The sequence below is a fragment of the Polaromonas sp. P3_B4 genome (genome assembly GCF_056402835.1).
The window spans coordinates 446,674-466,128 of the sequence record NZ_JBFUGQ010000001.1; the positions used below are offsets into that span (position 1 = coordinate 446,674).

General features: G+C 63.4%; 21 protein-coding genes. 5 read left to right on the forward strand and 16 right to left on the reverse strand.

The features are described 5' to 3' along the window. Positions 1 to 14 precede the first annotated feature (14 nt). The 6 genes from AC1DVV_RS02060 to AC1DVV_RS02085 all read right to left on the reverse strand — a co-directional run bounded on the left by AC1DVV_RS02060 (position 15) and on the right by AC1DVV_RS02085 (position 4,737). Positions 15 to 509, reverse strand: a complete 495-nt coding sequence (locus AC1DVV_RS02060; protein WP_457279239.1) for a cupredoxin domain-containing protein — start codon at positions 507 to 509, stop codon at positions 15 to 17. 49 nt (positions 510 to 558) lie between these two features. Next, positions 559 to 1,146, reverse strand: coding sequence for a Spy/CpxP family protein refolding chaperone (locus tag AC1DVV_RS02065; protein ID WP_477688798.1), 588 nt, complete (start codon positions 1,144 to 1,146; stop codon positions 559 to 561). 21 nt (positions 1,147 to 1,167) lie between these two features. Next, the gene (locus AC1DVV_RS02070) at positions 1,168 to 2,553 is read right to left on the reverse strand and encodes a multicopper oxidase family protein (RefSeq protein ID WP_477688799.1); all 1,386 of its coding nucleotides are present in this window, start codon (positions 2,551 to 2,553) and stop codon (positions 1,168 to 1,170) included. A gap of 26 nt (positions 2,554 to 2,579) precedes the next feature. Beyond that, the gene (locus tag AC1DVV_RS02075; protein WP_477702256.1) at positions 2,580 to 3,746 is read right to left on the reverse strand and encodes a TolC family protein; all 1,167 of its coding nucleotides are present in this window, start codon (positions 3,744 to 3,746) and stop codon (positions 2,580 to 2,582) included. 8 nt (positions 3,747 to 3,754) lie between these two features. After that, the gene (locus AC1DVV_RS02080) at positions 3,755 to 4,090 is read right to left on the reverse strand and encodes a hypothetical protein (RefSeq protein WP_457279235.1); all 336 of its coding nucleotides are present in this window, start codon (positions 4,088 to 4,090) and stop codon (positions 3,755 to 3,757) included. A gap of 113 nt (positions 4,091 to 4,203) precedes the next feature. Next, positions 4,204 to 4,737 (reverse strand): hypothetical protein, encoded by a 534-nt coding sequence (locus tag AC1DVV_RS02085; protein WP_457279234.1) that lies wholly within the window; start codon positions 4,735 to 4,737, stop codon positions 4,204 to 4,206. A 33-nt stretch (positions 4,738 to 4,770) separates the two neighbouring features. On the opposite strand from AC1DVV_RS02085, the gene AC1DVV_RS02090 reads away from it, so the two are divergent. After that, complete coding sequence (locus tag AC1DVV_RS02090; RefSeq protein WP_477666308.1) at positions 4,771 to 5,829, forward strand: DMT family transporter; 1,059 nt, start codon at positions 4,771 to 4,773, stop codon at positions 5,827 to 5,829. Between the two features lie 31 nt (positions 5,830 to 5,860). Here the strand turns inward: AC1DVV_RS02090 and AC1DVV_RS02095 are convergent, their stop codons facing one another. From AC1DVV_RS02095 to AC1DVV_RS02135, 9 genes are all read right to left on the reverse strand, one after another. Then, positions 5,861 to 6,139 carry a hypothetical protein gene (locus AC1DVV_RS02095; RefSeq protein WP_457279232.1) on the reverse strand — a complete coding sequence of 93 codons (279 nt, stop codon included), beginning with the start codon at positions 6,137 to 6,139 and terminating at the stop codon, positions 5,861 to 5,863. 28 nt (positions 6,140 to 6,167) lie between these two features. Continuing rightward, positions 6,168 to 7,334 (reverse strand): MFS transporter, encoded by a 1,167-nt coding sequence (locus AC1DVV_RS02100; protein ID WP_477666309.1) that lies wholly within the window; start codon positions 7,332 to 7,334, stop codon positions 6,168 to 6,170. 204 nt (positions 7,335 to 7,538) lie between these two features. Beyond that, complete coding sequence (locus AC1DVV_RS02105) at positions 7,539 to 8,207, reverse strand: DUF1989 domain-containing protein (RefSeq protein WP_477702257.1); 669 nt, start codon at positions 8,205 to 8,207, stop codon at positions 7,539 to 7,541. Between the two features lie 12 nt (positions 8,208 to 8,219). Next, complete coding sequence (locus tag AC1DVV_RS02110) at positions 8,220 to 9,005, reverse strand: amino acid ABC transporter ATP-binding protein (protein ID WP_457279230.1); 786 nt, start codon at positions 9,003 to 9,005, stop codon at positions 8,220 to 8,222. After that, positions 8,995 to 9,675 carry an amino acid ABC transporter permease gene (locus AC1DVV_RS02115; RefSeq protein WP_457279229.1) on the reverse strand — a complete coding sequence of 227 codons (681 nt, stop codon included), beginning with the start codon at positions 9,673 to 9,675 and terminating at the stop codon, positions 8,995 to 8,997. Before AC1DVV_RS02115 ends, AC1DVV_RS02110 begins: the two co-directional genes overlap by 11 nt. A gap of 129 nt (positions 9,676 to 9,804) precedes the next feature. Then, the gene (locus AC1DVV_RS02120) at positions 9,805 to 10,467 is read right to left on the reverse strand and encodes an amino acid ABC transporter permease (protein ID WP_477702258.1); all 663 of its coding nucleotides are present in this window, start codon (positions 10,465 to 10,467) and stop codon (positions 9,805 to 9,807) included. Positions 10,468 to 10,594: 127 nt separating this feature from the next. Next, complete coding sequence (locus AC1DVV_RS02125) at positions 10,595 to 11,383, reverse strand: transporter substrate-binding domain-containing protein (protein WP_457279227.1); 789 nt, start codon at positions 11,381 to 11,383, stop codon at positions 10,595 to 10,597. Beyond that, entirely contained in the window at positions 11,380 to 12,165 is a 786-nt protein-coding gene (locus tag AC1DVV_RS02130; protein WP_457279226.1) for a GntR family transcriptional regulator, read from the reverse strand. Before AC1DVV_RS02130 ends, AC1DVV_RS02125 begins: the two co-directional genes overlap by 4 nt. 182 nt (positions 12,166 to 12,347) lie before the next feature. Further along, positions 12,348 to 13,301, reverse strand: a complete 954-nt coding sequence (locus tag AC1DVV_RS02135; protein ID WP_457279788.1) for a Bug family tripartite tricarboxylate transporter substrate binding protein — start codon at positions 13,299 to 13,301, stop codon at positions 12,348 to 12,350. Positions 13,302 to 13,563: 262 nt separating this feature from the next. Between AC1DVV_RS02135 and AC1DVV_RS02140 the strand changes: the two genes are divergently transcribed. The 3 genes from AC1DVV_RS02140 (at position 13,564) to AC1DVV_RS02150 (ending at position 17,593) form a co-directional block, all read left to right on the forward strand. Beyond that, positions 13,564 to 15,318 (forward strand): long-chain fatty acid--CoA ligase, encoded by a 1,755-nt coding sequence (locus AC1DVV_RS02140; RefSeq protein ID WP_477702259.1) that lies wholly within the window; start codon positions 13,564 to 13,566, stop codon positions 15,316 to 15,318. Between the two features lie 54 nt (positions 15,319 to 15,372). Continuing rightward, positions 15,373 to 16,485, forward strand: coding sequence for a mandelate racemase/muconate lactonizing enzyme family protein (locus tag AC1DVV_RS02145; protein WP_477702260.1), 1,113 nt, complete (start codon positions 15,373 to 15,375; stop codon positions 16,483 to 16,485). 169 nt (positions 16,486 to 16,654) lie between these two features. Next, positions 16,655 to 17,593, forward strand: coding sequence for an ion transporter (locus tag AC1DVV_RS02150; RefSeq protein ID WP_457279223.1), 939 nt, complete (start codon positions 16,655 to 16,657; stop codon positions 17,591 to 17,593). Here the strand turns inward: AC1DVV_RS02150 and AC1DVV_RS02155 are convergent. After that, positions 17,590 to 18,150, reverse strand: coding sequence for a YaeQ family protein (locus AC1DVV_RS02155; RefSeq protein ID WP_457279222.1), 561 nt, complete (start codon positions 18,148 to 18,150; stop codon positions 17,590 to 17,592). The two genes, AC1DVV_RS02150 and AC1DVV_RS02155, sit on opposite strands and share 4 nt — an antisense overlap. 276 nt (positions 18,151 to 18,426) lie before the next feature. On the opposite strand from AC1DVV_RS02155, the gene AC1DVV_RS02160 reads away from it, so the two are divergent. Continuing rightward, on the forward strand, positions 18,427 to 19,437 hold the full coding sequence (locus tag AC1DVV_RS02160) for an LLM class flavin-dependent oxidoreductase (RefSeq protein ID WP_457279221.1): 1,011 nt from the start codon (positions 18,427 to 18,429) through the stop codon (positions 19,435 to 19,437). The last annotated feature ends 18 nt before the right edge of the window (positions 19,438 to 19,455 follow it).

Consider the following 19,455-nt stretch of genomic DNA (forward strand, 5'->3'; position numbering starts at 1 on the left):
CTTGTGTGAACGGATCAGCGGGCCGCAACAGTGATCTTGCCCACCATGCCTGCCTGGTAGTGGCCGGCGATCAGGCAGGCGAAGTCGAATTCGCCGGCGCGGTTGAAGGTCCAGACCAACCCGCCCGACTTGCCCGCCGGCACGTGCGCCATGTAGGGTTCGTCGTGCTCCATGCCCGGAAACTTCACCATCATCGCCGCGTGTTCGTCGAGATTCTTTTGGGTCCCGATCACCAGTTCATGCAAAAGTTTGCCGCGATTGCGGATTTCAAAACGCACGGTTTCGCCTTGCTTGAACGAGAGCTTGTCGGGTGTGAACCGCATGTTGTCGTCCATGGACAGCGTGACGGTGCGTGTGGCTGCACTGGCATCTCCCGCGATGCCCCAGGGCTTTTGCTCCTTCGGGGCTGGGGCCGCACTGGGGCTGTGGGCAGCATCGCCGTGGGCGAAAGCTGGCGCGGCCGAGGCTGCAAAAACGGCGGTAGCAAGAATGGCGATAAGTGGGTTCATGGTGTGGTCCTTGTATAGGAAGTTAAAGAGTCAAAAGTTCAAAGTCAAATCAATGTTGGTGCCCGGGATGCCCGGCCGCTGTGCCCGGCGCATCGCTGTAGCCGCGCAAATCCGCGTAAAGGTTTATCTGCTGCGGTGTCAATAAACCGGCCTGTTGCAAGTGCGTATGCAAGTGCGAGGCACGCAACTGGGCTTGAAGCAGGCCAATCTGCCGGGTCAGGGCATCAACCTGTGCCGCGTTCACCTGCCTGCCGGCAAAGGCGCTGTCCAGGTCACGCTCGGCCTCTACCAGCCTGGCGCCCAGCGCGCGGGCCTCGGCCTTGTGCTGGTTCATCAGTGCTTCGCTGGCCTGCTTTTGCGCGGCGCTCAGCGCCAGCGGGCCGGCCAGTTCCAGCACGTGCATGGGCCCCGGGTAACCGTTCAATTCGGCCGCTTTGGCTTGTTCCATGCCTTTGCCGGCCAGAAGGTCAGCGGTTTGTGCCGCCGACAGGGCTTTGATGCCGCGCGCTTGCTGGCCCGCGTAGGGACTTGCTGCGGGGTTTTCACCCCTCGTCCGGCCATGTTGGGCAAACAGGGCTGTAGCGCCCGACAGTAAAGCGCAAGCAGCTATCAATTTAAGAGCGTTTTGGGTTTTCATGGTGTTCCTCAAGGTTCTGGGTCAGTGGCCGGTATGGCCCTGGGGTTTGCGGATATTGATTTCAGTGCCACCCGCAGGTGCGGCCGCATTGCCAGCCAGGGGGCGGGCCGGGTCGGGCAGGGCGCCCTTCCACTCATAAGCCTGCGTGCCGGCCGGCTGCCGGTACCAGCCCGGGTCCTTGTAGTCGCCGGGCTTCTGGTCCCCGCGCACCTTGAGCACGCTGAACATGCCGCCCATTTCCACGCCGCCGTAGGGGCCCTTGCCCGTCATCATGGGCGCGGTGTTGTCGGGGATCGGCATCTCCATCTCCCCCATATCGGCCATGCCGCGTTCGCCCATCACCATGTAGTCGGGCACAGCCTTCTGGATTTTCTTGATGAGACCGCGGTGGTCCACGCCAATCATGGTGGGCACGTCGTGACCCATGGCGTTCATGGTGTGGTGGCTTTTGTGGCAATGAAAAGCCCAGTCGCCTTCCTCGTCCGCCAGAAATTCAAACTGGCGCATCTGGCCCACGGCAACATCCGTCGTCACTTCCGGCCAGCGGGCCGGCCGCGGCGTGGGGCCGCCGTCGGTGCCGGTCACCGTGAACTCGTGCCCGTGCAGGTGCATCGGGTGGTTGGTCATGGTGAGGTTGCCCACGCGTATGCGCACCTTGTCGTTCCTGCGCACCACCAGTGGGTCAATGCCGGGGAAGATGCGGCTGTTCCAGCTCCACAGGTTGAAGTCCAGCATGGTCATGATCTTCGGCGTCATGCTGCCGGGCTCGATGTCGTAGGCGTTGAGCAGGAACACGAAGTCGCGGTCGACGACGTCGATGAGCGGATGTTTTTCCCTGGGGTGTGTAACCCAGAAACCCATCATGCCCATGGCCATCTGTGTCATTTCGTCGGCATGCGGGTGATACATGAATGTGCCGGGGCGCCGCGCCGCGAACTCATACACAAACGTCTTGCCCACCGGGATCGCCGGCTGGTTCAGCCCGGCCACACCGTCCATGCCGTTGGGCAGGCGCTGGCCGTGCCAGTGGATGCTTGTGTGTTCGGGCAACTTGTTGGTGACGAATATGCGAACGCGGTCGCCTTCGACGACCTCAATCGTGGGGCCCGGGCTCTGGCCGTTGTAGCCCCACATGTGGGCCTTGAAGCCCGGGGCCATTTCGCGCACCACCGGCTCTGCCACCAGGTGGAATTCTTTCACGCCGTTGTTCATGCGCCAGGGCAGCGTCCATCCATTCAGGGTGACGACCGGGTTGTAGGGCCGGCCGTTCGGCGGCGCAAGCGGCGGCGCGGTGTCGGCCTTGTTCATCGTCATGGGTTCCGGCAGCGCGGCCATCGCTACCTTGCTGACGGACGCGGCGGCAACCGCCGTCAGCGCCGTGCGGTTAAAGAAATTTCGTCGGTTCATGGGATTCCTTGTGTTGGGGTGTGTGCTCAGCGCGCTGCGGCCGTGGTGGCGGCTTTACCGGTAGACCTGGACGCGGCCGGGCCGGGCGATGCGCCGGCCAGCACTGCCTGAAGGTCGGCTTCGGCAAGCCAGAAGTCGCGTTGCGCCTCGATGGCGCCGGCAGCGGCCAGGGTCTGCGCGCGGGCGCCGGCCAGCAGGTCAAAGACGCTGGTGAGCATGCCGTTGTAGCGCAGCACCGTTTCATCCTGGATGAAGCGGTAAAGCGGCATCACTTCCGTCTGATAGTGGCGTGCCAGGTCGTAGGCCGTGCGGTAGCTGTGGTAAGCCTCGCGTGCTTCGCTGCGCGCCCTGACCGCCAGTTCGCGCACACGTGCCGAATCACCCAGGGTGTCCCACAGGCCGTCGGCACCGGGTTGGGGCCGGATGGCGCGTTGTCCTGCCCATTGCGCCGTCGCCAGGCGCAGGTCCAGCCGCCGCTGCAGCACGCGGCTTTCGATATCCGGCATGTCTTGCGCTTTTGGCGGCAGGTCGGGCAGCCGTTCGGGCAAGGTGAAGCCGGCTTGCGCGCCCCACAGGCCCATCACCACCACGAGTTTTTCGCGCTCGCTGAACGCGGCCTGCCGGGCGCGCGCCAATTGCGCCGTGGCCTCGGCCAGCAGCAGTTGTTCGCGGGCCTGCTGCAGCTTGCTCCAGTTGCCTGCGCGTGCCATGAGGCGCGCCAGCTCGCCGCCGGTTTCCGCGTTCTCCCTGGCCTCGTCCATAAAGCGCGCTGTCTGCGCGGCAGCCACTGCGTTGATCCAGGCTTTGCGGGTATCGCTTGACAGCAGGGTGATGTCTTGCGCGGCCTTGAGTTTGGCCGGGCTGGCAGATACGGCATCCGTGATGTTGACGCCTTCGCCGGCCAGGGACAGTTGCAGGCCGGGGTTATTGAGCAGTGCAATGCGCACCGCGCTTTCTGCGCTGAGCGGGCCTTTCAGCAGGTCGGCAACGGCGGCGCTGGTGTCTTTGCCCGGCCGCGCAATGAGCACGGGGGGCGCAGTGCCCGAGCCGCCCGGTTGCGGGGCGGCCAGCGCCTGCAGGCCACTCACGCCGCCGTCGGGCACTGCCGTTGTGCAGCCCGCGAGGGCCAGCATAAGCAGCGCCAATGAACCCAGACGTGGAGCGATGTGGCGTTGGCCGGCAGCGGAGGTCATGCCGGGCCTCATGGTTTCGAAGCGGCGGGCGCCGCAGGTTCGGTGCGTGGCGCCTGGGCCTCTTCCCATTTCAGCAGGTCAGCATGCCCTTTTTTGAACTGGCCCGCAGTGGCGTTGGATTTTTTCCAGTCATCGCTGGCCGGCTCCACGCCCTGCGGACGGTTCACAAATACGGACTGGTACACGGTGGACGGTACCGGCATGTCCGGATTGGCAGCCTGTTCGGTGGGGCGGGGGTTCACCCGGGGGTAGGGATCTGCCTGTGCATGGGCCCTGGCAGAACCGATGAAAAAGAGTGCGAGGGCCAGCGCTGCGCGCGGGCCGGGAATGAAACGAATAGTCACAAGAATCTCCTGAATACAAGCGGGGCGATTTGCGGAAAATCGCGGGTATCCGGCGTCAAGAGCCTGAAAGGCCCTGCCGGACGGCAAGTACAGGCCCACTACGGGCCTGGAGATCAGGAAATGGGTGGTTTTTGGCCCAGCGCGGCGTCGGCACTGGCAAACTGGTCTGGCGCCGGGCGCAGCAGGCTGCGTCCTTTGAAAACGGGGCTCTGGTCTGACGTTGCCAGCGACAGCGCCACCGTATGACAGGCCTGGCAGGCCGCGCAGGACTCACAGCCGGCGTCATTCGTCGGGGTGCTGCTGTCGGAGGTGTTCCCGGCACAGTCGTGCATGGCCATGGTTGCTTCGGGCGACGTCTCTTCGTGGCCTGAATGGCCTTCAGCCCCCATGTGGTGAGCGGAAGCTGCTATCGTTTTGGTAGCGGACTGTTCTGCGGAAGCAAGCTGCCTGTGTTGCACATGGGCCGCCGCCATTTGCGTCGCCATCGCATCGCCCACCCAGCCGCGCAAGGGCAGCAGGGCGATCATCAGGGCGAAGAGCAGGTGGCGCATGGGTGAATGATAGGCGATGCGTTTAAAAAGTTCCCGCGCAAACCCATCAAGCTTGCCATCGCAAGGCCGGCAGCGGAAACTGTCAAGATCACTCATGACAAGTAGATTCGTCCTTTGAAACTTCATTCCATGCTTTTGAAGCCTGGCGTTGCAGCCGCCCTGGCCTCGGCTTTCCTGTTCGGCGCGGGCACGCCGCTGGCCAAGTCGCTACTCGGCCAGGTCAACCCCTGGATACTCGCCGGGCTTTTGTACCTGGGCTCCGGTCTGGGGCTGGCGATTTATCGGCGCCTGCGCGGTGCTGCCCAGCCACGCCTGAACCGCGGCGAGGGTCGCTGGCTGGCCGCGGCCGTGCTGTGTGGCGGCGGGCTGGCGCCGGTGCTGCTGATGTACGGCCTGTCGGCGATGCCTTCCAGCCATGCGGCCCTGCTGCTCAATGCTGAGGCGGTATTGACCGCCGTGCTCGCATGGATGGTGTTCAGGGAAAACTTTGACCGCCGTATTGCGACGGGCATGGCCGCTATCGTGGCGGGTGCCGTGCTGTTGAGCTGGCCGCAGCAGGCTGCGGCCACGGCGGGGTCAACATTCAGCGCGCTGTGGCCCGCGCTCGCCGTGACCCTGGCGTGTTTTTTCTGGGCCCTGGACAACAACTTCACGCGCAAGGTGTCGTTGGTGGATGCGTCATGGATTGCCTGCGTGAAAGGGCTGGCAGCTGGCGTGACCAATCTGCTGCTGGCTTTTTTGGCAGGCGCGGCGTTGCCGGGTGCGGTACAAATCTCCGCCGCGATGGCGGTCGGCCTGCTGGCCTACGGCGTGAGTCTGGCGCTTTTTGTGGTGGCCTTGCGGCACCTTGGGGCATCAAGGGCCGGCGCGTACTTTTCGACAGCGCCTTTTGTGGGCGCATTGTTTTCCGTGGTGTTTCTTGCCGAGCCCGTCACCTGGCAACTGGTGGGCGCCGCCTTGCTGATGGCGGTCGGCATCTGGCTGCACCTGACCGAGCATCATGCGCACATGCATCGGCACGAAGCGCTGGAACACGAACACCTGCATGCGCATGACGCACATCACCCGCATGAGCATGCACAGGCGGTTCCAGGGATGCATTCACATCGCCACCGCCATGAGCCCCTGGCCCACAGCCATGCGCATTACCCTGACGCCCATCACCGCCATGGGCATTCCGGCGGTTGAAGAAGGCGGCCCCGCAGCCTGCCTTGCACCATCAGGTTTTCTGAAGTTGCAGCTGCGCCTTGTCGATCCATAGCTGCAGGCTGTCCAGCAATTCCTTCTGGCTGAATGAACAGCTTTCTTCGGTGAAGAGTGCGGCGGACTCCAGCCGGTTGAGCAACTGCGACAGCACATCATTGAAGCGGGCCGGCAGGGCAGCCGCAAGGCTTTGCTGCTGCGCGGCCAGTTGTGCAAAGGTGCCCACGCGAATGTCGTCACTGCGCAGTTGCTGCAGCGCAGCTTGCAGTGCTTCGAGTTGCTGTTGGGGTGTCATGGTCTGGGTGTGGAGTTTGAAGAGACGTTCAGGCGGCGGCGGACACCTGCACACGGGCCGGCATGCGGTCGAACACCAGCGTCAGCATGGCCAGCAAACCAAAAGGCACGCCGACCCAGCCCAGCTGCGCAAAACCCACCTGATCGAGCACCGCACCGCTGACCACAGCGCCCAGCGCCGTGCCCACGTATAGCATGGAGCCATTGAGGCTGAGCAGCAGCGGTGCCTGTGCGGGCGACAAGGTGGCCAGCCGGCTTTGCTGCGGTGCCATCAGCCCGAAACCTGCAATGCCCCACAGAACCAGCACGGCCATGGTGGCCGGCACATGGCCGCGCGTCAGCGGCAGCAGGCACATCATCGCCACCAGCACAGCCAGCTGCACGCGCATGCTGCGCAGTGCGCCAAAGCGGTCGGTGGCCCAGCCGCCCATCAGCGTGCCGGCCACGCCCGCCAGGCCGAAGACGGCCAGCGTGGCGGAAAGCTGCGCTGAACTCATGGGGTTGAGTGCCTGCAGCACCGGGCCGACATAGGCAAAAACACTGAAGATGGCGATGAAGTACAGCAGCGTTCGGCCCCATACGCGCAGCACGGCGGGCTGGCGCGCTGCGGCGCGGAAACCCGCAAAGCTGGTGCCTGCGCTGGCCATGTCGGCCGGGATCAGCCAGCTCGCCGCGACCAGCGCCGCCAGGCTGGCCCCGGCCGACAGCCAGACCGGCACGCGCCAGCCAAACTCAAAGCCCAGCCAGGCGCCGACCGGCAGGCCCACGGCGTAGCTGATGCTCATGCCCAGGAAGGTGATGGACAGCGCCCGGCCGCGCAGGGCCGGCACCACCATGCTGACCGCCAGCGCCGATGCCGCTGCGGTGAACATGGCACCAGCTCCCATCAGCACACGGCCCAGCAGCAGCAGGGGAAAGTTGGGCGCGACGGCGCAAACCAGGCAACCGGCGGTAAACAGGCTGAGTGCCAGCTGGACGGCGCGCTTGCGTGGCCACCTGGCGGTAAGGATGATGAGCAGGGGCGCCAGCACCGCGGTGGCAATGGCGTATGCCGTCATGGCCTGGCCGGCGGCGGCCACACTGATGCCCAGCGAGGCACTCATGGGCTGCAGGATGCCGCCGAGCACAAAAGCCCCGCTGCCGATCACGAGGTTGCACAGGGCGAAGAAATAGAGAATGGGCGGCATGGCAGTCATGGGCAGCAGGAATCCGGTGGGCAGATCAGGGTGAAGGCATGGTTGGGGGCGGGCGAGCGGTTAGGCAACAAATCGGCCTTCGGACCAACCGGAATCAGCGCAAGCAGCTATCAAATTGAGAGCAACAAAAAGACGTCACCGCTATTGTGCGGGAACTCACCCAACCCTGCAGGAGCGGGGGAAAGGCGGTTTGGCGCGACCCCGTCAGGTTTGCGGGATCCAGGGGTCGCTGGCGGGCAGGGTTGATGTGCTTTGCAGCACTTCCAGGTCTACCGGCTGCGGCGTGTTGTCGCCCGCGCCCTGGATTTTCACGATGTCCTGCGGACAGGCGGAAAACGCGACAAAGCAGTCCATCTCGGCGCGCAGCGTGATTGAGTCGCCGGCCTTCGTCACGGTGGGCAGGGTTTTGAGTGTGATGCCGTCGGGCTGCACCCGGATGTTCATGAAGATGTTGAACGAAGCGAGAATGGCGCGCGGCGGCGTCAGGCCCAGCTCGAACATGCCTTCAAACATGTTGTCGCAACAGTTGCGGTGATAGCCCTTCACGCCCAGCAGTTCATAACGGCGGCGGTCACAAGCGGCCATGAAGGTGTCGTGCACGCCAGGCGTGCTGTCTTCCACCACGGTGAGGATATGGTGGCGCTGGTTCGTGACGAAAGAGTCGCCGACGACGGGATTCAGGTGCTGGTTCCACACGCGGGTGGTTTCCATGCACATGAATTCGTTCAGGTCGTAGGCATTAAAGGCCCAACAATCGACCACCTGCGTGCCATGGGTGTTGATGACCTTCACGGCTTGCCCGGCCTGAAGGCGCAGCGCTTTGCCGTGGCCGGCGGGGACGTGCAGCGTGCCGGGCGTCGCGGAAGGTGTCATGGATTTCCCGGATTACTGGATCATCCCGAGGAACTGCTTCAGCTCGGCGGTTTGTGGATTCGAAAACACTTCGTCGGGCGGCCCAATCTCGTGCACGCGGCCCTGGTGCATGAAGACCACGCGGTCGCACACCTTGCGCGCGAAGTTCATTTCGTGGGTCACCATCAGCAGCGTCATGCCTTCGGCGGCCAGGCTCTCCACGACCTGCAGCACTTCGCCCACCAATTCCGGATCCAGTGCCGAGGTGATCTCGTCGCACAGCAGCACCGAAGGCTGCATGGCCAGTGCGCGCGCGATCGCCACGCGCTGCTGTTGCCCGCCCGAAAGCTGGTCGGGCCAGGCCTCGAATTTTTCGGCCAGGCCCACACGTTGCAGCAGCGCACGCGCATGTTCTTCGGCGGGAGCGCCAGCCGTCTTCTTGACCAGCGTGGGCGCCAGCATGATGTTTTTGCCGACCGTCAGGTGCGGGAAGAGGTTAAAGCTCTGGAAGATCATGCCGACATGCTGGCGCAGCTCGCGCATGACCTGCGGACTGTCGTGCAACAGGTGCTTGCCGTCCACGCGCAGCGTACCGCTCTGAAAGACTTCCAGCCCGTTGATGCAGCGCAGCAGCGTGCTTTTTCCCGAGCCGCTTTTGCCGATGATGGCAATCACCTCGCCGGCCTTGACCTCCAGATCAATGCCTTTTAAAACTTCGTTGGCGCCGAAGCTTTTGCGAAGTTGATTGATCTCGACAAGAGTCCTGTCGGACGAAGTTGTTGCGGCGGCTGCAGGGGGTGGTGCGACGTTAGCGTCCATTTCGGGCTTTCCTCTCAAGCTTGCGGGCATACAGGGACACGGGGAAACACAGCGCGAAGTACATCAGCGCGACGCAGCTGTACACCACAAAGGGTTTGAAGGTGGCGTTGGTGATCATGGTGCCGGCCTTGGTCAGTTCGATAAAACCAATCACCGAGGCCAGCGCCGTGCCCTTGATGACCTGCACCAGGAAACCCACGGTGGGCGGCACGGCAATGCGCACGGCTTGCGGCAGCACGATGTACTTGAGCTGCTCGCCGAAGTTGAGCGCCAGGCTTTGCGCGGCTTCCCACTGGCCTTTGGGGATGGCGTCGACGCAGCCGCGCCAGATTTCGGCCAGGTAGGCGCTGGTGTAAAGCGTCAGCGCCACCGCGGCGGCCACCCAGGCGGGCACATTGATGCCGAAGAGCGCCAGGCCGAAGTAAGCCAGGAAGAGTTGCATCAGCAGCGGCGTGCCCTGGAACAGCAGCACATAGCCGTCCAGCGCGCGCCGCGTAATGAGCGCGGCCTTTTGTGCGCCCGGCACCGCGCGGGTGGCGGACAGCCGGCCGACCAGCAACAGCATGCCGACGATGCCGCCGCCTATGAAGGCGACGAGTGAGAGTACAACGGTCCAGCGCGCTGCAAGCAGCAGGTTGCGGAAGATGTCCCAGACTGAGAATTCAATCACGGCGATTCCTTTTGAGCGCTGGATTCTTGACGCCAGCAGGGGCCGCGGAACCGGCTTTGCCGGGCCGCAGGCGCAGCGCCCCCTCGGGGGGCAGAGAGCTACACGAAGTGAGCGAACGTGGGGGCATAGTCAGCGACCAAAAAGGAACTTCGGACCCATCCAGTTGAGGAGCTTGCGCACCGCAACGGAGAGCACCAAATAGATCAGTGTGGCGATGATGAAGGCCTCAAACGCCCGGAAGTTGCGGCCCTGGATCAGGTTGGCGGCGTAAGAGAGTTCCTGCGTCGAGATTTGCCCGCACACTGCGGAGCCCAGCATCACGATGATGATCTGGCTCACCATGGCGGGCCAGACCTTCTTGAGTGCCGGCGGCAGCACCACACGGGTATAAATCTGCACCCGGTTGAGCGCCAGGCTTTCGGCCGCTTCAATCTGCCCGCGCGGTGTGGCTTCAACGCCCGCGCGAATGATCTCGGTGGCGTAGGCAGACAGGTTGATCACCATCGCCAGCACCGAGGCCGTCTCAGGCGACAGCCTGAAGCCCGCAGCCGGCAGGCCGAAGAAGATGAAGAACAGCTGAACGATGAAGGGCGTGTTGCGGATCAATTCCACATACGTACCCACCACCCAGCGCAGCCACGTGGGCCCGCTGGCACGCGCCCAGGCAAACGCCATCCCCATGAACATGCCGAGTACCGACGAGATCGCCGTCAGACCCAGCGTCCAGGCGACGCCAACAGCCAGCAGCGGCCATTGGGACAGAACTGCCATGAAATCAAGCTCGACACGCATCTGATTCACTTCCTGTTGAGAGGGGCTGCCTGCAGGCCAGCGGCCGCAGCGGAACCGGCTTTGCCGGGCCGCAAGCGGCGCCCCCTGCAGGGGGGAGGAGGCTACACGAAGTGAGCCTCAACGGGGGTCAGGGTAAATTGCCGGCAGGGCGACCCAGCCACTTCATCGCGATCTTGTCCAGGTCGCCATTTTTCTTGGCTTCGGCAATCACTTCATTGACCTTCAGGCGCAGCTTGTCTTCACCCTTGGCGACGCCGATGAAGTTGGGGCTGTCGGCGAGCAGCAATTTGTACTCGGTGTTCAGTTGCGGGTTCTTGGCCATCATGTTGCCGGCTACTGACGCGCCGGTGGCGATCAGTTGCACCTGGCCTGCGGTGTAGGCCGACACGGTGGTGTTGTTGTCTTCAAAGCGCTTGATGTCCGCGCCGGCGGGTGCAACCTTGCTCAGCTCCTGGTCTTCCAGGGCGGCGCGCGTGACACTGATGCTCTTGCCGGAAAGATCGGCAAACGACTTGACGCTGACGCTCTTGGGGCCGAACACCGCCTGGAAGAAGGGCGAGTAGGCCACCGTGAAGTCGATGACTTTTTCGCGGTCGGGGTTTTTGCCCAGTGTGGAGATGACCAGGTCGGCCTTTTTGGTTTGCAGATAAGCGATGCGGTTGGCGCTGGTGACGGGCACGAGCTCGATTTTCACACCGAGTTTTTGCGCGATGTAGCCGGCCATTTCCACGTCCAGGCCCTGGGGTTTCAGGTCAGTGCCAACCATGCCGTAGGGTGGGAAGTCGGTCGGGATGGCGATCTTGATCTCTTTGGCTTTCATGATGTCGTCCAGCGCAGTCTGTGCATGGACGCCGGTGGCGCCCAGCACGGCGGCTGCGGCAAGGGCAAGAGAAAAAACGCGTTTGCTGGGATTCATAGCAGGGCTCCAAGGTAAGTTGAGGAATCGTCAGTGGGTTTGGCCGAAGCACGGCCGGGCTTGCGAACACGGGAGGGCGGCGAGGACGCCGCCTTGTTGCTGGGGCTCTGCGCATCCAGTGGACTTAATGCACTGCGCAGATGCGACAGCGGGTCGCCGGCGCCGACCTGCAGCTTGAGCGCGGCCTGCACGCTGCCGATATGGGCTTGCATGAGCTTTTCAGCCTTGGCCAGGTCGCCCTTTTCAAGGGCCTGCACGATCTGCACATGCTCTTCGCAGGATTGCGCCGCGTCGTGCGACGACTGGTAGAGCATGGCAATGAGTGTGGTGCGCGCGGTGAAGTCGCGCAGGGTATCGGCCAACAGGCTGTTGCCCAGGCATTCGGCCAGGCACACATGAAAGTCGCCCAGCAAAAAACTGCGCAGGCCCACGTCGTCGCCCTTGACGGCGGCTTTCTCGCGGGTGAGGTGGCTTTTGAGCTGCTTGATGGCAGCCTTGCTGACGTCACCGGTACAGCGGATCAGGCCCATCTCGATCACGCGGCGCGCCTCGAAGGCTTCGCGCGCCTCTTCCTGCGAAGGCTCGATGACGTACCAGCCACGCCGGCTGCTGACGGTAACGATGCCGCGCACCGCCAGCCGGGTCAGGGCCTCACGCACGATGGTGCGGCTGCAGTCAAACAACATGGCCAGCTGCTGCTCGCCCAGGCGCGCGCCGGGCGCAAGCTTTTGCGCCATCACGGCTTCAATGATGCGGTTGGAAATGTCGGAGGCGGTGGCCATGCACCAGACAGTGCATATCCCGTGCCAGCCGACAAACTGGTTCAATCAACTGGTATACAAGCTATGTGCACCTATCTGGCGTGCCAAAAGGCCCGGTTTGCGGGTTTTTGGGGCTGCCCGCACCAGAACGGGGAGTGGCGCGGCCCGCGCAGATGCCCGCGGTTTGCCGCGCGGGGAGCTGGTTAGTCCAGCTTTGCACCGGAAGCCTTGACCGCCTGGGCCCAGCGCGGCATTTCAGTGGCCAGGAACTGGGCGAATTCGTCACTGCCCATGAAGGCAGGGTCGGCCCCTTGCGTGACCATGCGGTTGCGGATGTCCGGGCTGGCCATGACTTGCCTGAAGGCATCGCTGAGTTTGGCGGTCACGTCCTTGGGCAGGCCGGCGGGTGCGAGGAAGCCGTAAAAGCCCACCACCTCAAACCCCGTGATGCCCGATTCAATGACGGTCGGGATGTCGGGCAGGGCGGGGTTGCGCTCCTTGCTGGTCACGGCCAGCGCACGAACCTTGCCCTGCTTGTGATAGTTGGCTGCCTGCGGAATCGATTCGCCCATGAACTGCACCTGGCCTGCCATCAGGTCGGTAAAAGCGGGGGCGCTGCCGCGGTAGGGGATGTGCACCATGAAGAGCCCGGTGGCATTCTTGAACATCTCGGGCACCAGATGGCTGATGCCGCCGTTGCCGGCCGATCCGTAGTTGACCTGGCCGGGCCTGGCCTTGGTGTAGGCGATGAATTCCTTGAGGTTGTTGACCGGCAGCTTGGGGTTGACCAGCAGCGCCAGCGGTTGCATGGCGGTGCGCGCAATCGGGGTGAAGTCTTTCAGCGTGTTGTAGGGCAGCTTGCTGTAGAGCGCGGGGTTGATCACCATCACGCCGGTGTTGGCCAGCATCAGGGTGTAGCCGTCGGGCGCGGCCTTCATGACGTCTTGTGCGCCCACGGTGCCGCCGGCGCCGGATTTGTAGTCGATCACGATGGGCTGACCCAGCACGGCCTGCAGGCGCTCGGTCAAGAGGCGTGCATGCTGGTCCAGCGGCCCGCCGGCCGGAAAACCGATCACCACGCGGATGGGTTTTTCGGGAAAAGCCGCGAACGCTGCGCCAGAGGCCAGCGCTGTGAAGGCCAGCGCGCAAGCCGACATCAGGGTTTTGCGTCGAAGGGCGAGAAATCGGGTCATGGTGTCTCCTGGATGTTTCTACTTTTATTTCCGCGTGTAAACGGTGAGGCCGGAAGGACTTCCTTCGTGAAAGGGGGAAGCATGTGCTCTCGCACGGGGTGCAATCCATCATAGTGAGCGCGGGTCGCTCAAGTGACAGTGTTTTATCAGGAGCTTCCCGGATGTGGGCAGTGTGGACTCGGGGTAGGCTTGGGTCCCAAGTCAGTACTTGTCTGGAGCCTTTTTCTTGACCCTTGATTCCAACACCGGCCAGGCCGTCCCCGCAGCAACTCCGCACAACCTGCACCACCAGGTCTGGCCCAAGCGCCTGCCGCACAGCATCACGCCGCCGGCGACTTCGCTCTGGCACAACCTGGCGGTCAGCGCGTTGCGCTTTCCGGACAAGCCCGCGCTGGTTTTCTTCAACCGCGCGCTTAGTTATGCCGAAGTGATGCGTCGGGCGGAGCGCCTGGCAGCCACGCTTTACCGCATGGGCGTGCGCAAGGGCGACCGCGTGGTGCTCAACATGCAGAACTGCCCGCAGTGGGTGATCGCGCACTTTGCGATCCTGCGGGCCAACGCCGTGGTGGTGCCGGTCAACCCGATGAACCGGGCCGAAGAACTCAAGCACTACATCATCGATCCCGACGCCAGGATTGCCATCACCACAGCCGACCTGGCGCCCGAGCTGGCCAGGGCCAATGCACAGTTGGCACCCACCGACCGGCTCATGCACCTGGTGGTCACGCATTACAGCGATGCTTTTGACATGGAGCAATCCGGCGGCGACGATGCAGCGATGCCCGACGCCTGGCGCGACTGGCTGGGCACGCGCCACTCGCTGCCCGCACTGGATGGCGGCACGGTGATGAGCTGGGCTGATGCGATGACGGCCGGAGAAACCACCGAGCTGCCCCCACACACCGCTACACCGCAGGACCTGGCCGTGCTGCCCTACACCAGCGGCACCACCGGCCTGCCCAAGGGTTGCATGCACACGCACGCCAGCATCATGCACAACGCGGTGGCCAGCTGTTTGTGGGGCGGCAGCACGTTTGAAAACGTCACGCTGTCTGTGGTGCCGATGTTTCACATCACAGGCATGGTGTCGGTCATGCACGCTTCCATTTACGGCAGTGCGACGCTGGTCATCATGCCGCGATGGGACCGCGAGCTGGCCGGGCGCCTGATCTCGCGATGGGGGGTGACGCACTGGACGAATATCCCCACCATGGTGATCGACCTGCTGGGCAGCCCTAACTTCGCCAGCTTCGACCTTCGCAGCCTGGTCTACATCGGCGGCGGCGGGGCGGCCATGCCGCAGGCTGTGGCCCAGCGCCTGTGGGAACAATACGGCCTGCGCTTTGCCGAGGGCTACGGCCTGACGGAAACCGCGGCGCCCTCGCACAGCAACCCCTATGACGCCACCAAACAGCAATGCCTGGGTGTTCCCTTCGTGAGCTGCGACTCGCGCATCATCGATCCGGTCACGCTCAAGGAAGTGCCACAGGGCGAGCAGGGCGAAATCATCATGAGCGGGCCGCAGATATTCCAGGGCTACTGGAAGCGTCCGGACGCGACGGCCGAAGCTTTTATCGAGCTCGACGGCAAACGTTTCTTTCGCTCGGGCGATCTGGGGCGCATGGACGAGCAAGGCTATTTTTTCATCACCGACCGGCTCAAGCGCATGATCAATGCATCAGGCTTCAAGGTGTGGCCGGCCGAGGTCGAGGCGCTGATGTTCAAGCACCCGGCCATCCAGGAGGCCTGCATCATCAGCACCAAGGATGCCTACCGCGGCGAAACCGTCAAGGCTGTGGTGGTGTTGCGCGCCGCGGCCAAAGGCCAGACGACGGAAGACGACATCATCAACTGGTGCAAGGAGAACATGGCGGCGTACAAATATCCGCGTGTGGTGCAGTTTGTCGATGCACTGCCCAAGAGCGGCTCGGGCAAAGTGATGTGGCGCGCGTTGCAGGAAGCGGAGCAGGGCGCACGGTGAAGACTCTGGCACGATGAGGGTTCTGAGCCTTCTGAGCGCCACCCGGAGACAAAATTGAAAATCACATCGGTCAAGCCGTTTATCCTGCATGTGCCCGTTACGGGCTCGCAGATTGCCGACAGCACCCATACCATTTCGCACTGGGGCGTGGTCGGGGCGCAGATAGACACAGACAACGGGCTCACCGGGTACGGCTTCACCGGCACCCATGCCCATTTGCCGAGCGACCAGCTGATCACGCGCTGCATCGAGACCTGCCATGCGCCGCTTCTGATCGGTGAAGATGCGGCAGACATCCAGCGCTTGTGGCTCAAGCTGGCGCGAAACCCCGCGCTGCAATGGGTAGGGCGCGCCGGCATCACCACGCTGTCGCAGGCGGCCATCGACATCGCCCTCTGGGACCTGAAGGCCAAGGCTGCAGGTGTACCTCTGTGGAAGCTGCTGGGCGGCCAGGTGCGCGAGAAAGTACGCGCTTACAACACCGACATCGGCTGGCTCAGCATTCCCGACGAACAACTGGTGGCAGGGGCGAAGCGCGCAGTCGACGAAGGCTTCACTGGCATCAAGGTCAAGATTGGCTCCAGCGTCGACCGTGACCTGAAACGGTTGGAGGCGGTACGCCGCGCCATCGGTCCCGCCATCACGATGGCGACCGACGGCAACGGCAAATGGGACTTGCCCACCTGCCAGCGCTTTTGCCGCGCGGCAGAGGCGTTTGATTTGTACTGGATTGAAGAGCCGCTTTGGTACGACGACGTGAAAGGCCATGCGCAACTGGCGCGCAGCACCAGCATTCCCGTCGCGCTGGGCGAGCAGCTCTACACGCACGATGCGTTTGCCGAATTCTTCCACCAGGAAGCCATTCACTGGGTGCAGCCTGATGTGACGCGCATGGGCGGCGTCACTGAAGTGCTGCGGGTGTGCGACACGGCGCATTCCTTCCGGTTGCCGGTAGCGCCGCACGCGGGCGACATGAGCCAGGTGCATGTGCACCTGAACCACGCGCACCCGGCGTGCACAGTGCTTGAATACATTCCCTGGATCAAGGACTGCTTCCTGGAGCCCGCGCAGGTGGTAGACGGCCACTTCAGCCTGCCGCAGCAGCCGGGCGCCAGCACCACGCCCACGGAAGCAGCCTGGGCCAGATACCGCCAGCCGGCATCCTGATGTCGTTCGGATGATTTTTAGTAAAAGTGGCTGAAAGCCATAATGGACAGGCGCAAGCAGCTATAAAAATAGTAGCAAATTCCTGCGCGGCCGTGAAGGCTTTTCCGGTCAGGTATCGTGCTGCTCTGTCAACCCAATGAACACGCGGCGCTTGCTGCACCTTTCCTGCATGGCCAAACCCGCTCCGCCTCTTCCTCCTTCCGACCTGGATGACAAGCCCCTCGATGGCTGGCGGCTACGCCTGTACACCATCATCTTTGAGGCTGACACCCGTGCCGGACGGTTTTTTGACAAGACCCTGATCGCCCTTATCCTGGTCAGCATCGCTGTGGTGATGGCCGACAGCGTGCAGGCGATCCATGCTTCGCACGGCCGGGCGTTCGCGATGATCGAATGGATTTTCACGCTGCTGTTCACCGCTGAATACATCGCGCGCCTGGTGTGTGTGCGCAAGCCGTTGCAGTACGCGACAAGCTTTTTCGGCATCATCGATCTGGTCGCCGTGTTGCCAACCTACCTGGCGCTGTTTTTTCCGGAACTCCATGCGCTCATCGATGTGCGCGTGCTGCGGCTGCTGCGTGTGTTCCGCATCTTCAAGCTGGCTGCCTATGTGGCCGAATACCAGTCGCTGGGCCGTGCGCTGGCAGCAAGTGGCCGCAAGATTCTGGTGTTCCTGTCGGCCGTGGTGATGATGGTGCTGGTGATGGGCACTGTGATGTACGTGGTCGAAGGGCCTTCCAACGGCTTTACCAGCATCCCGACTTCTGTGTATTGGGCCATCAGCACCGTCACCACCGTGGGCTTTGGCGACATCACGCCCAAGACCGACCTGGGCCGGCTGATCTCGTCATTCATGATGTTGCTGGGCTGGGGCATTCTGGCTGTGCCCACCGGCATTGTCACGGCCGAAATGGCGGCGGAGCGGCGCCTGCAGCATCTGGCCCTGCCAACCACGCGCACCTGCCATGAATGCCTGACCGAAGGCCACTTGCCCGAGGCAGACTTTTGCTTTCATTGCGGTGCGAAGCTGCCGCTTTATCAGCATCAAGGCCAGCACCAGGATTCCAGGGACGCGAAGGATGCGTCCTCTCGGCGTCCTGGTGTTTAAGACTCGCCGGCCGTCAACCGGCGCGGTGTGATCTCTACCGACCCGAGCGCTGTACTCATCCACACCGTGCCGTCCTGCACCGTCACCTGCAGCTGCATGCTGCGCTCGGCCAGCTTGGCCAGCGCCTGGCTTTCAGCCGCGTCGATCTGCCAGACCACCAGGTTGGCCGCGCGGGTGAGCTTGGTTTCAATGTTCTTCCACCAGACCGGTGTGCTGCTGGCAAAGCTGTAGACACTCACGCGTTCGGCCCGGCCTGCGGCCTTCATCAGGCGTTTGTCGTCGGGCTGGCCTACGTCGATCCAGTGCAGGATCTGCTCGGTGTAGTCCTTGTGCCAGAGCGCCGCTTCGTCCACGTCCCACAGGTCCTTGGCAAATTCCAGGTTGCCCTTTTTGTCGTCGGCCGGCACGTTGAGCGCGAAGGCCAGCAGGCGGATCATCATGCGTTCGTCGGCCTCCGACGGGTGGCGCGCAATGGTCACACTGTGGTCGGCGTAGATGCTGCGGTCCATGTCGGACAGGGCTAGCTGGGCTTTGTAGATAGTGGCTTTGAGTGCCATAGGATTTACTTCTTTATCTCGGGTCTGGACGGGAACGAACCCTCTATTGGAACAGAGCGGGAACAAAGTCGTCCCGGGGTAACCCCGCCCGAGCGGGATTTAAGGGGTCTGGCTATAGTCATCCGATGCCGGGCGCGATGTTGCATGCCATCTGGAACATAAAAACGCGTCTTTTGCGCCAGGCCTGCGTTGCAAATCCGCGCGATACCTTCGTATCGCTGTGGTTTGCGCCTTGTCCTGACCCAAAATCCATCGTTTTTATTTGTCCCAGCTAGCATGCAACATCGCACCAGCCTCTCCGTTCTCGACCAGTCCGTCGCCGTCACCGGCCGTACGGAAGACGCCTCCATCCGTGAAACCCTGCAGCTGGCCCGCCATTGCGAAGCGCTGGGCTACAAGCGCTTTTGGGTCAGCGAACACCACAGTCACCCCAGCATCGTCGGCTCGGCCCCCGAAGTCTTGATGGCGGCCATCGCGGCCACCACCAGCCGCATCCGTGTGGGCAGTGCCGGTGTCATGCTGCCGCACTATGCGGCACTCAAGGTGGCCGAGCAGTTTCGGGTGCTGGAAGCTATCGCCCCCGGCCGCATCGATCTGGGTGTGGGCCGCGCGCCGGGCTCGGACATGCGCACGGCGCGCCTGCTCAGCAGCGACCCGCGCCAGTCGGCCGAGAACTTTCCCATTCAGGTGCGCGAGCTGCAGGCCTGGCTGGCGGGCGTTGACCTGCCCGAAGGCCACCCGGGCCGTGGTGTGACGGCCAACCCCATGGGCCCGACCACGCCGGAGATGTGGATGCTGGGCAGCTCCGACTACGGCGCGCAGCTGGCCGCACACTACGGCTTGCCGTATGCGTTTGCTTACTTCATCACTGACGGGCAGGGTGTGGAGCAGGCGCTGGAGATTTACCGCTCGACCTACCGGCCCAGTCCGCGCCACCCCACGCCGCAGGCGGTGCTCTGCGTGTGGGCGCTGGCGGCTGACACCGAGGCCGAGGCCTGGCACCACTTCTCGGGCCGCGAGCGCTGGAAGATAGACCGTAACCGAGGTGCACTGGCGGCTCTGCCCTCGCCCGAAGAGGTGGCGCAGCGGCCATATACGCCGGTCGAGCAGATGGAGGCCGACAGGCTCAGGGCCAATGCGCTGGTCGGCAGCGGCCCGCAAGTAGCCGCTAAATTAAGGGCGCTGGCCCATACACTGGGGGTTGACGAGCTGGTCGTGATCACCTGGACGCATGACCCCGCCGCCCGCAGGCGCTCCTATGAACTGCTGGCGCGGGAGTTTTTCTGAGTTTGAAACCGGCCACCA